This is a genomic window from Buchnera aphidicola (Aphis aurantii), assembly GCF_039388985.1.
Taxonomy (GTDB): Bacteria; Pseudomonadota; Gammaproteobacteria; order Enterobacterales; family Enterobacteriaceae; genus Buchnera; species Buchnera aphidicola_BL.
On record NZ_CP135021.1, the window covers coordinates 206,199 to 219,458 of the forward strand.

At 24.2% G+C, this 13,260-nt stretch carries 8 protein-coding genes and 1 pseudogene; 4 read left to right on the forward strand and 5 right to left on the reverse strand.

Annotation, left to right across the window (positions count from 1 at the left end):
* Positions 1 to 12: 12 nt before the first annotated feature.
* Positions 13 to 2,460 (reverse strand): bifunctional aspartate kinase/homoserine dehydrogenase I, encoded by a 2,448-nt coding sequence (gene thrA, locus RJT32_RS00985; protein ID WP_343154425.1) that lies wholly within the window; start codon positions 2,458 to 2,460, stop codon positions 13 to 15.
* A gap of 689 nt (positions 2,461 to 3,149) precedes the next feature.
* Here thrA and hpt point away from each other — a divergent pair.
* A complete protein-coding gene (gene hpt / locus RJT32_RS00990; RefSeq protein ID WP_343154426.1) occupies positions 3,150 to 3,686 on the forward strand; it encodes a hypoxanthine phosphoribosyltransferase in 537 nt (178 codons plus the stop codon).
* Positions 3,687 to 3,703: 17 nt separating this feature from the next.
* Here hpt and panC read toward each other — a convergent pair whose 3' ends face one another.
* The 3 genes from panC to dksA all read right to left on the reverse strand — a co-directional run bounded on the left by panC (position 3,704) and on the right by dksA (position 5,936).
* Positions 3,704 to 4,555 (reverse strand): pantoate--beta-alanine ligase, encoded by an 852-nt coding sequence (panC, locus tag RJT32_RS00995; RefSeq protein WP_343154427.1) that lies wholly within the window; start codon positions 4,553 to 4,555, stop codon positions 3,704 to 3,706.
* A 41-nt stretch (positions 4,556 to 4,596) separates the two neighbouring features.
* Complete coding sequence (panB, locus tag RJT32_RS01000) at positions 4,597 to 5,391, reverse strand: 3-methyl-2-oxobutanoate hydroxymethyltransferase (protein ID WP_343154428.1); 795 nt, start codon at positions 5,389 to 5,391, stop codon at positions 4,597 to 4,599.
* Positions 5,392 to 5,480: 89 nt separating this feature from the next.
* Positions 5,481 to 5,936 (reverse strand): RNA polymerase-binding protein DksA, encoded by a 456-nt coding sequence (gene dksA, locus RJT32_RS01005; RefSeq protein ID WP_343154429.1) that lies wholly within the window; start codon positions 5,934 to 5,936, stop codon positions 5,481 to 5,483.
* Positions 5,937 to 6,197: 261 nt separating this feature from the next.
* On the opposite strand from dksA, the pseudogene truA reads away from it, so the two are divergent.
* From truA to secA, 3 genes and pseudogenes are all read left to right on the forward strand, one after another.
* Positions 6,198 to 7,003, forward strand: a pseudogene (truA, locus tag RJT32_RS01010) (tRNA pseudouridine(38-40) synthase TruA).
* Between the two features lie 86 nt (positions 7,004 to 7,089).
* Positions 7,090 to 9,276 (forward strand): penicillin-binding protein 1B, encoded by a 2,187-nt coding sequence (gene mrcB, locus RJT32_RS01015; RefSeq protein ID WP_343154430.1) that lies wholly within the window; start codon positions 7,090 to 7,092, stop codon positions 9,274 to 9,276.
* A 214-nt stretch (positions 9,277 to 9,490) separates the two neighbouring features.
* On the forward strand, positions 9,491 to 12,133 hold the full coding sequence (gene secA, locus RJT32_RS01020) for a preprotein translocase subunit SecA (protein ID WP_343154431.1): 2,643 nt from the start codon (positions 9,491 to 9,493) through the stop codon (positions 12,131 to 12,133).
* 415 nt (positions 12,134 to 12,548) lie between these two features.
* Here the strand turns inward: secA and coaE are convergent, their stop codons facing one another.
* A complete protein-coding gene (gene coaE / locus RJT32_RS01025; RefSeq protein WP_343154432.1) occupies positions 12,549 to 13,214 on the reverse strand; it encodes a dephospho-CoA kinase in 666 nt (221 codons plus the stop codon).
* Positions 13,215 to 13,260: the final 46 nt, after the last annotated feature.

The window sequence follows — 13,260 nt, forward strand, 5'->3', positions numbered from 1 at the left end:
CCACACTGACATTTATAATATTATACGTAGTAGGTCGGAAAATACTCCAGAAGCAGTAACATCGTTACCAGCACCATAGCCTCTTAATACAAGAGGAATTGGTTGATAATAATTTGTATAAAATGTCAGTGCGTTTTCTCCATTTTTCACTTTATATAATGGATTTTGACTATTGATTTCTTCAATTTTGACTGAACATTTTCCTCCTTTTTCTATGGTCCCAACAAAACGTAATACTTTTCCTATACTTTTTGCTATTTTAACTCTTTCCATAAAAACAGTATCTATTTCTTTTAATTTATACAAAAATTCTTTAGCATTTTTATATTGTTGAAAATATTTCGGTAATATAGGTTCAATTTCAATGTCTTTTAATTCGATGTGATATCCAATTTCACGAGCTAAAATTAACAATTTTCTAGCAACATCTATCCCTGATAGGTCATCAAATGGGTTTGGTTCGGTAAAACCTAAATCTTTAGCTTGTTTAGTTGCATCTGATAATAAAATATTTTCTTCTAGTTTTCCAAATATAAAAGATAAAGAACCAGATAATATACCTTTAAAGCAAATTAAACTGTCACCTGTATTAAATAAATTTTGTAATGTTTGTATAACAGGTAGGCCTGCTCCAACGTTAGTTTCATATAAAAATTTTTTATTTTCTTTGAGTGCTTCAGTTCTAATATTATTATAATATTTTAATGAATTAGTATTAGCTTTTTTGTTTGACGCAATAACATGAAATCCTTGAGAAATAAAGTTAATGTATTGTTTGGATAAAATTTCATCAGAAGTGCAATCAATGATCACGGAATTTGAAAAAGAATTATTTTCTAATAAGTTACTCAATACTTCAAGATTAAATTTTGTTTTTGATTGTTGAAAAAATTTTTCCCAGTTTTCTAAATTAATTGAATCATTTAAAAATAATATTTTTTTAGAATTTGAAATGGTGCGAATTTTAATTTCTATATTTTTGTTTTGTAAAAAAATTTTTTGTTTAAATATTTGTTTTATTAATGCCTTTCCAACTCCACCTATTCCAATTAAAAAAACATTTATAAATCTTTTATTGCAAAATAATGCATCATGTACAATTTTCATGCTTTTTAAAATATTTTTTGTTTCAATGACTATTGATATAGAATGTTTTGAAGAGCCTTGTGAAATTGCGATAACATTAATTTTACAATCTCCTAAAGAAGAAAAAATCTTTGATGCAAGATCATGTTTTTTAAAAATGTTTAATCCAATTATAGATAATATAGATAAATTATTAATTATATGAATATTATTCGATAATTCTTCTTTTGATTCTAATTTAAATGATTTATTTATTATATAAAGAATTTTTTGCTTTTCTTTTGCTAACGTACAAAAGCTAAAATTATTTTTGGATGATGATTTGGTAATTAAAATAACGTGAATATTTTCTTTTTGCAACAAACTTAACATTTTAAAAAGAATATTATTTTTTTGTTTTATTAAATTACCAGATACTGTAAACATTACAATATTATCTAAGTTAGTTATACCTTTTATAATGTTTTGATTGCAATCATGTTGAGAGTAAATTAATGTACCATTACTTTTAAGATTAGCAGTGTTTTTAATAATACATGGTATATTAAATTGTTTAAGAGGTTCAATGGTTCTTGGATGTAATACCTTAGCTCCAAAATAAGATAATTCCATAGCTTCGTCATAAGATATGGATTTTAATAAAAAAGCATTGGATATTTTTTTTGGATCTGATGTAAAAACACCATCTACATCTGTCCAGATTTCGCATAATTTAGCATCTAAACAACAAGCTAATATTGCAGCTGAATAGTCTGATCCATTACGACCTAATAGTACTAATTCATTTTTTTTATTTCCTGCAATAAAACCTGCCATTAAAATAATATGATTTTTATTTATGTTTAGGCTACTAATTCGTTTTTTAGATTCGTTTATATCAACTGTAGAACTTAAAAAACCTCCGATAGATAAAATATTGTCAATAGGATTGATTATAGTAATTTTATAATTTCTAGATCTTAATATGTTTTGCATAATCCAAATTGAAAGTATTTCTCCACGAGACATGATAATTGCTTGTATATTTTCAGGGCATTTTTCAAATAATTTAATACTATCTGCAATTTTTTTTAATTTATTAAATTCTATCGTAATTATTTTTTTTGTTTCTTCATACAAAAAGTAAGATTGTATTTTTTTTATTTTTTTAATTATTTCAATAAATATATTTTCTGCAAGATCAATTTGTTCTAACATTTGATTAATATTAGTGTTCTTTTCGACAATACTAACTAAATAATTAGTGATTTGAGCTGGAGCCGAAAGAACAATAGCAACTTGTTCATTATTTTTATTGTTCTCTATAATATCAGCTACACATAGAAATTTTTCTGCGTTAGCTAATGAAGTTCCGCCAAACTTTAATATTTTCATATTTTATGAATCCTCAAATTTATTTCATAAAAACTTATATTATTTATAATTATTTTTTTTTATTAAAGATGTATTACTCCTATATTGTATATGAGTTTATTTCTAGCAAACTAGAATAGTTATTCTATTGTGAAAAGGTTGTAAATAGATAGTAATATTTCTTATGTAACACCTTGATAGGTAAAATCAATTAAATAGCTTAAATAATGTAATTAATTTTATTTAGGTAGTTTAATAAGAATTATAGTTTAATAAGAATTAGATTTGTAATGGAAAACATATTTAAATTTTTTTTATTACTAGTATAACTTATGTATGATTAATTTCATCATAAATTCAGCTTATTTTTTAAAAATGATTCAAAAAAAATCATTTTTATTAAAAATTTCTATATTTATATAATAATTAAAAATAACAGAATTATTTTAATTATATTTTTTATATTTTATTATATTGAATATCGAAAGATTAAAGTAATTATATAACTTATTAATGCATTTTTTTAAACATTTTAATTTTTTATAATATCATGATGATTGTTATTATAATGATGCAACAAATATATATTTTAATTTTTAATTTCCTATAAAATTTCATTTATAATAAATACTTTTTATTTTTGATCAAGATCAATTAGATAATTTTTAGTATAATTAAATTATAATTTCCATTAAATCTTAGTTAATATTATGAAACATATTATTAAAGTTATTTTTTCTGAAAAAGAACTAAATGTTCGTGTACGTGAGTTAGGGCAAGAAATTACTACAAAATATAGGAATAGTAAAAATAAAATGATATTAATTGCTTTATTGCGTGGTTCTTTTGTCTTTATAGCAGATTTATGTCGCAGTATTAAAATTGATCATGAAATAGATTTTATGACAACTTCCAGTTATGGGCGTGGAATTATATCTAGTGGAGATGTAAAAATTATAAAAGATTTAGATGAAGATATTTATAATAAAAATGTCTTAATTGTCGAAGATATTATTGATTCCGGAAAAACTTTGAGCAAAGTATTAGGTATTCTAAAATTAAGAAATCCAAAATCTTTGTCAATTTGCACACTGTTAGATAAACCTGAATGTCGCGAAGTAAAAATTAACATTGATTTCGTAGGTTTTTCTATACCTGATGAGTTTATAGTTGGTTATGGCATAGATTATGCACAATGTTATCGCTATCTTCCATATATCGGGAAAGTAGTATTTAAAAAAAAATAAAAAATATATTTTCAATTTCATAATATGAATTTTTTATTATCAATTAAACGTGTTTTACCTAACCACACAGATGCAAGAAGAATATTTTTTTTTTGTTCTTTAGAAAAATTATCTAATGTTTTAGCATTATAAACGTCAAATATATCAATTAAAAATCCTTTTTTTATTAAGGAGATTTTGGAAAAATTAATAATTTTATGTAGATTTTTTCCGTTATTTTGTATAATTTTATTTATTGTTTGTTTGATAACTTGATATAAAAAGGGAGCTTTTTGTAGTTCTTGATTTTTTAAATTTCTATTTCTTGAACTAAAAGCTAATCCGTTTTTCAATCGAACTGTAGGTAAACTAATAATTTTAACTGAATAATTTAATTCTTTGACAAAAGTTTTTATAATTAATAATTGTTGATAATCTTTTTCTCCAAAAAATGAAAAATTAGGTTGTATTAAATTAAATAATTTTCCAACTATTGTTGTGACCCCTGTAAAATGACCAGGTCGTGATTTTCCTTCAATGATTTCAGATAATTTAGGCACTTGGATATATGTATTCATTTTTGCACCATTAGGATACATTTCAGATATTTTAGGTGCAAACAAAATATCTATTTTTAATTTTTTTAAAATTTCACAATCTTTGTAAAAAGTTTTAGGATATTTTTTAAAATCTAATTCATTATTAAATTGCATTGGATTAATAAAAAGACTGACAATAATAATATCTACATATTTTTGAGCAAGTAAGATTAATTTTATATGACCTTCATGTAAATTACCCATGGTCGGAACTAATCCTAATATTTTTTGTTTATTTTTAAAAAATTGAATTCTTTTAAATAAAGTATCTGTTGTTTTTATTATATGCATAATAGTTTTATTTTATGGGTTTTTGATAATACTGAAAATTTTTAAAAACTATGTTTATCAGAGGGGAAAATACCTTGTTTTACTTCATTTATATATGCTTTAATTGCATTTTGAATGCTTCCACCATTGTAAAAAAGAAAATTTTTAACAAATTTTAGATTTTTTCCTTCAGTGATACCTAGTAAATCCTGCATAACTAGTATTTGACCATCAGTGTAACGTCCAGCTCCTATTCCAATTACTGGAATGGATAATCTTTGCGTGATTATTCTAGACAATTTTGCAGGAATACACTCTAATACCAACATTTTAACTCCAGCATCTTCAAGAGATAAAGCTTCTTCTACTATTTTATTCGCATCTTTTTCTGTTTTTCCTTGAATTTTATACCCACTTAAATAATTTGTATATTGCGGGGTTAATCCGATATGTCCACATATTAATATGGACTGATTTGACAACTCTTTAATAATATTAATTAAATTTTTTCCGCCTTCTATTTTAATCATATTTGCGCCAGATTGAATAATTTTAGCGGTGTTTTTCAGCGCTTGATTAATTTGACAATAAGACATAAATGGTAAATCAGATATTAAAAAAATATGTGGGGCACCTTTTCTTACTGCTTTTGTGTGATATTCGATATTTTGAATTGTTACAGGTATTGTAGAATTATGCCCTTGAATTGTCATACCTAAAGAATCTCCAACAAGTATAACTGGTATACCTTGCTTAGCGAATAATTTAGCAAAGCTAAAATCATAAGCTGTAATCGCAGCAAATTTAATTTTTTCATTTTTCCAGTTTTGAAGAGTAGAAATGTTAATGTTTTCCATATTCATCCTATTTTTTATAGTTGATTTAAATTGATTAAAAGGATACTCGAGATAATTTAATATATCAATCGAATATCCTAATCTAGATTTTATCCAGACATTTGTTTTTCCCTAATCTCTGCTAATGTTTTACAATCAATACATAAACTTGCAGTTGGTCTAGCTTCTAAACGACGTATTCCAATTTCAATTCCACATGAATTACAATAACCAAATTCATTATTTTTTATTTTCTTTAAAGTTAATTCAATTTTTTTTATTAATTTTCGACTTCTATCTCGATTCCGTAACTCTAAACTAAATTCTTCTTCTTGTGTTGCTCGATCGATTGGGTCTGGAAAATTAGTCGATTTATCTTGTATATAAAGCAGAGTATGATTAACTTCAAATTGAAGTTGATTTTTCCATGTTTCTAGAATTTTTTTAAAATGCAATATTTGATTTTCATTCATATATTCTTCGTTTATTTTTTTTTGATAAGGTTTTAACCCAGCAATTGAAAGAACGTTTAAAGAAGATTTTTTTTTTTGATTTTCTTTTTCCATAGTTTTTTCCTGCTAAAATTTTAATATTAAGATTTTAAAAAATATTCTTTTTTAGAAGAATAAGTATATTATAAATAATTTATAAAAATTTTTATATGTAATATATTTTATTCGTACGGATAATTTGTTATCAGATGTTTTTAGAAACGTATATAAAACTAATTTTAACATAAACTTTAATTAGATATGTTTTATAAAATTTTAGTTATGTAATTCATTATAGATGTTATTTATTTATTTCTGAAATAAGGAAAATTTTGTATGATAGATAAAAAAGTAAAAAAAGTTGCTTTGGGTGTGGAATATAATGGAGAAAATTACCATGGTTGGCAGCGTCAAAAAAATCATATTTCTATTCAGGAAGAGGTAGAACAATCTTTATCGAAAATTGCAAATCATAAAGTTAATGTAATTTGCGCAGGTCGAACAGATGCTGGTGTTCATAGTATAGGGCAGGTTATTCATTTTAAAACGACTTCTGTTCGAAGCGATCATGCTTGGACAGTCGGAGTTAATTCTTATTTATCTAAAAATATTTCAATTAAATGGATTAGAGAAGTACCTGATGATTTTGATGCTCGTTATAGCGCCCTTCAACGTACTTATCGTTATATAATATATAACTCTATTTGTCGCTCTAGTATTTTATATTCAAAATCAAATCATATCTATAAAGAGTTGAATATCTTAAAGATGTATTCTGAAGCACAACATTTACTAGGAGAGCATGATTTTTCTTCTTTTCAAGCATTAGGTTGTCAATCTTTTTCTGCTAAAAGAAAAATAACAAAAATAAATATTCATCATATAAATAATTGCGTTATTATTGATATTACAGCAAATTCTTTTTTATATCATATGGTTCGAAATATTGTTGGATCTTTAATTCAAAGTAACTTTATTAACAAAGAAAATATTATAAAAGATTTATTAAAAAAAAAAATCGCAATTATGCGGGTCCTACTGCTCCAGCTAAAGGCCTGTATTTATTATACGTTCAATATCCTGAATGTTTTAATTTTCCAGAATATCAAGATATTTTATTAAAATACAATAATTTTCAGTAAAAAATAAATTTTAAAAATGTATTTTAATTTTTATGTAAAATATTATTTTAACACTATGTGTTTAGTTAATAAGGTCTTTAATGTATATGAATAAAAAAACAATAAAATCATTAGGAAAAGTTTTGATTTTAATATTGATTTTAATAATTTTTTATGGTTTTTTTTTATACATGAAGATAAATCATTTAATTAATGGTAAAGTATGGAATTTTCCAACTTCAATATATAGTCGAATAATAAATTTAGAACAAGATAGTTTATTTTCTAAAAAAGAAATTGAAATGTTTTTACAAAGTATAATGTACAAAAAAGTTGATAAAGTTATGCTTCCTGGCGAATACAATGTGCAAAATAATCAAATAGAATTTATACGTCGTGCTTTTAATTTTCCAGATATTAATGAAAATGAACTTCATGTAAAATTAACTTTTAATTCTAATTCTTTAGTAAAAATTCAAAATATTGAAAATTATCGTGATTTTAGTTTTTTTCGTTTAGATCCTAAGCTAATTAGTATACTCAATTCTTTGAAAGGGGAAAAACGTATTTTTCTGCCTCGATCAAAATATCCCATGATTTTAATTAAAACATTACTAGCAGTTGAAGATAGAAATTTTTATACCCACGATGGAATTAATATATCGTCTATTATTAGAGCTTTAATGGTTAATGCTATGGCTGGTAAAACAATACAAGGAGGAAGCACTATTACTCAGCAATTAATTAAAAATCTTTTTCTTACAAATACTCGTTCAATATGGAGAAAAATTAATGAAATGTATATGGCATTGATTTTAGATTGGTTTTGCAATAAAGATTATATTTTAGAATTATATTTAAATGATGTGTACTTAGGTCAAGATGGTAATGAGCAAATTCGAGGTTTTCCACTTGCAAGTCTTTATTATTTTGGGCGACCAATTGATGAATTAAATTTAGAGCAATATGCTTTATTAGTGGGAATGGTAAAAGGAGCTTCTTTATACAATCCTTGGAATAATCCAAAATTGGCTTTAAATAGGAGAAATTTAGTTTTATTGACTTTATATAATCAAGGATTAATTAAAGAAAAGATTTATAAAGAATTATCTAAAAGACCTTTAAAAATTTATCCAAAAGGATTTATAATTTCAGATCATCCTGATTTTTTGAAACTTGTAAAATCAGAAATAAAACAAAAATTAATGAATTCAATTAAAATTTTGTCGGGTTTGAAAATATTTACTACTTTGGATCCTTCATCTCAAAGTGCTATTGAAAAATCTATTCAAGTAAGTATTCCAGTATTAAATAAGAAAAAAAATCTACAAGATTTAGAAATTGCGATGGTTGTAGTTGACAAATCTAATGGTGAAATTAATGCTCTTGTTGGTAGCTCCCATCCGATGCTTTCTGGTTATAATCGTGTTTTGAAAGCACGTCGTTCTATCGGTTCTTTATCTAAACCTGTAATTTACTTAAAAGCGTTATCCAATCCAAAAAAATATCATTTAAACACTTTTTTATCTAATTGTCCTGTTGCAATTAGATTAGAAAATGGAAAATATTGGATTCCTAAAAATAACAATCATAAATTTACTGGTCAAGTTACGATGCTGGAAGCTCTAACTAATTCTATAAATATACCGATAGTTCATTTAAGTATTGATTTAGGTTTGAGTGCATTAATAGAAAATTGGATGCATTTAGGTATTCCTAGAAAGTATTTAAAACCTTTTCCCGCAATATCATTGGGATCTATTAATTTAACACCTATGGAAATTGCTCAAGCTTTTCAAGTAATTTCAAATGAAGGTTTTAAATCATCATTATCTTCAGTAAGATTTATTGTTTCTGATAATGGAAAAATATTATATCAAAATTTACCACGTTCTGAAAATATAGTTTCTTCTGAAGCCGCATATCTTACAGTTTATGCTATGCAAAAAGTTATAGCTTCTGGAACAGCAAAATCTTTAGGTGCTCTTTTTAAAAATTTTTCTTTAGCCGGAAAAACTGGGACTACAAATAATTTAGTCGATAGTTGGTTTGTAGGAATAGATGGAAAACAAATGGTAGTTACTTGGTTAGGACGAGATAATAATAAATCGGCTAAATTATATGGTTCTTCTGGTGCAATGAAAGTGTATCAAAAATATCTTGAGTATCATTTCCCAGTTCCATTGATATTACACCCGCCGAAAAATATTCGTATGTTTTATATTGATGATACTGGGAAAATATCTCAAGAAAAAAGTCATGATCATCAAGAATCTATACCAATGTGGTTTTGAATATTAAAAATTTATAAATGCAAGTATGTATTTGAAATAGTTATAAAAATATTATATATAAAAAATTTTTATTTGGGATAAAAATTTTATCTTGATTATTTTTAATTAATAAATTAAAAATTTAATAAAATATTTCGAAATAAATTCATTTATTTATTATCGATTGTGTACAATATTATTCGCTGGTAATAAAAATATAATTTGAGAATATAGTATGTTAATTAAATTTTTAAAGAAAATTTTTGGAAATTATAATAATCGTGTCTTAAAAAAATATAATACAATTGTTTCTGAAATTAATTGTTTAGAAAAAACTTTTGAAAAATTTTCAGATATACAACTGAAAGAAAATAAAAAATTATTTGAATTGCGCTTACAAAAAGGAGAAAATTTAGATAATTTATTAGTAGAGGCTTTTGCGACTGTTAGAGAAGCAAGCAAACGTGTTTTTAATATGCGTCATTTTGATGTTCAAATACTTGGTGGAATAGTTTTAAACAAACAATGTATTGCAGAGATGAGAACAGGAGAAGGAAAAACTTTAACATCTACTCTTCCCGCGTATTTGAATGCTTTATCTGGAAAAGGTGTCCATATAGTCACAATGAACGATTATTTAGCAGAAAGAGATGCTAAAAAAAATACTCCATTATTTGAATTTCTTGGGTTGTCAGTAGGATTAAATTTATCTGAAATGTCTTTTATTCAAAAAAAACATGCTTATTCTTGCGATATTACTTACGGTACAAATAATGAATATGGATTTGATTATTTACGCGATAATATGGTTTTTTCTGATAAAGATCGAGTTCAACGTACATTAAATTATGCATTAATAGATGAAGTAGATTCTATTTTAATAGATGAAGCAAGAACGCCATTAATTATCTCCGGTCCTTCAGAAGATAGTTCTTTTTTATACAAAGAGATTAATCAAATAGTACCATTATTAATGGTTCAAAAAAAAGAAGATTCTGATGATTTCCAAGGACAAGGTCATTTTTCAATTGATGAAAAATCAAAACAAATTCATTTAACTGAAAGAGGATTGATTAAAATTGAAAAATTATTAATTAATAAAAAATTAATGAAAAAAAACGAATCTTTATATTCTTCTAATAATATTATATTAATGCATCATATTATATCGGCTTTACGTGCTCATACATTATTTATTCGAGATGTAGATTATCTTGTAAAAAATAATAATGTAATTATTGTAGATGAACACACAGGTAGAACTATGCCTGGAAGAAGATGGTCAGATGGATTGCATCAAGCAATAGAAGCGAAGGAAGCAGTTGCTATACAGAATGAAAATCAAACTTTAGCATCGATTACGTTTCAAAATTATTTTCGTTTATATAAAAAAATTTCTGGTATGACAGGGACCGCGGAAACTGAAGCATTTGAATTTAGTTCTATTTATAATTTAGATACAATTGTTATCCCTACGAATAAACCAATGATAAGAAAAGATATGCCTGATTTAGTTTATATGACTGAAAAAGAAAAAATACATGCTATTTTAAAAGATATTCAACATTGTATTCAGAATAATCGACCTGTTTTAGTAGGAACAGTATCGATTGAAAAATCAGAAATTATTTCAAAAAAATTAAAAGAATTAAACATAAAACATAGTGTTTTAAATGCGAAATTTCATGCAAGAGAAGCTGAAATTATAGCTCAAGCTGGAAAACTTAAATCAGTTACTATTGCTACTAATATGGCAGGAAGAGGTACTGATATAGTTTTAGGTGGAAGTTTAGATGCTCAGTTAAATGAAAAAACGTCTTTAAAAAACAGTCAAATAATTAAAGAACAATGGCAAAAAGAACACGATTTAGTTGTTTCATCCGGAGGGTTACATATTATTGGAACTGAACGTCATGAATCAAGACGCATTGATAATCAATTAAGAGGTCGATCTGGTCGACAAGGAGATAGTGGTTCTTCTCGTTTTTATTTATCCATGGAAGATTCATTGATGCGAATTTTTATTTCTGAAAAAATTATTAATATGATGCGTAAGTTAGGGTTGTCTACTAATGAAGCTATTGAGCATAAATGGGTGACAAAAGCAATTGAAAATGCTCAGAAAAAAGTAGAGAATCGAAATTTTGATATTAGAAAACAATTATTAGAATATGATGATGTATATAATGAACAACGTCGTATAATTTACTCGCAACGTAATAAATTAATTAAGTTAAAAAATATCAAAAATATTATTTACGATATTTTAGAAGATGTATTTCACACGATTATTAAACAATATATTAATATAAAAATTGAAAAAAAACATTGGAAAATTTTAGAGTTAGAAAAAAAGTTGAATGTTGAATTTAATATATGTATCTCAATATCAGATTTAATTAAAGAAAATGATAATCTAAACATGGATAATATTGTAAAATCAATTATTGACATTGCAAAAAAAAATTATGAAAACAAGGAAATTTTAATAGGTTGTTCTAATATGAGAATAATAGAAAAATCTATTATGTTGCAAACATTAGATGATCTCTGGAAAGATCATTTATCAGCTATGAATTATTTGAGACAAGGAATCCATCTTCGAGGTTACGCGCAAAAAGATCCTAAACAAGAGTATAAAATAGAATCGTTTAATATGTTTTCTAATATGTTAGAATTATTGAAATACGAAGTAACATCTTTTTTATGTCGATTAAATATATCTTATACTAAAAAATATTTTAATCTTCAAAATAGTTCAGAAAAATCATTAAATGATAATTCAAAAAAAACATTGGATGAGATGAAAATGGGTAGAAATACATTATGTTTTTGTGGTTCTAATAAAAAATATAAATATTGTCATGGTATTTTATAATGATTTTTTAAAAAGTTATTATGAAGTTATATTATAAATACATGAGCATAGTAATTAGAATAACTATAAAAAAGTATATATTCTTAAATGCTCAGAAACTAATATAACAAATATTTGGGGAGTTGATAAATAACAAATTTAAAGCAAATAAAGATATTTATCTGATAAAGATCTATATAAAAATAAGAATTATTTTCATAATAGGCATTAAAATATTAAATTTAAATTTTTTAATATATAAAAATTTTATCAAAGAAATTAAATTATATTTTTATATATATGAAATAACGCATAAATTTTTCAAATAAGTATAAATATAATTATATTTGTTTCGAACAATTACAATTTTATCGATTTTTTATTAATAATTTTATTATTATAAAAAATTTAAAATATTAAGAATAACTGATATCCATTAATATAATTTAGTTAAATAATTTTTTTTAAAAATTTGTTTTTTTGTTTGTTTTTTGAGGTGATATGTATTAAATAAATATGTATAAAAACAATTTAAATAATAAGTATAGATATCTAAAGTTTCAATATTTTTATTGTGATTTAAAATAACATCGTCAGAAATTACAATTCTTTTATTTCTGCTAGTTTGCTGATAAATCATGTTTTTTGCTTCACATAGATTGATTTTATCTCGTTTTATTAAACGTTTTATTTGAATTTTTAAAGATGTATCAACCAAAAGAATTCGATGCGCTATTTTATCTAGTTTTTTTTCCACTAGTAATGGAACCACCCATAAGCACCAAATTGAATTTACTAATTTTATTTGTTTTTTACTTTCTTGATAAATTTTAGGAATTAATATATCCTCTAGCCATAATTTAGTTTTTTTGTCATGAAAAATATATTTCCGAAGTAATTTTCGGTTTATTGATTGATTTGAATTGAGTATGCTATTTCCAAATTTTTTTTTAATAGCATTAAATACTTCTATATTTTTTTCTATTATTTGTTTTGAAATAACATCAGTATCAATAATATTTATACCTATTTTTTTAAAGCTATTAGAAATAGTAGTTTTTCCACTTCCAATGCCTCCAGTAAGTGCTACAATATAAGTCATGATTATTTTAATTTAAACTCATACTAAAATTCAAGTATATAAAATA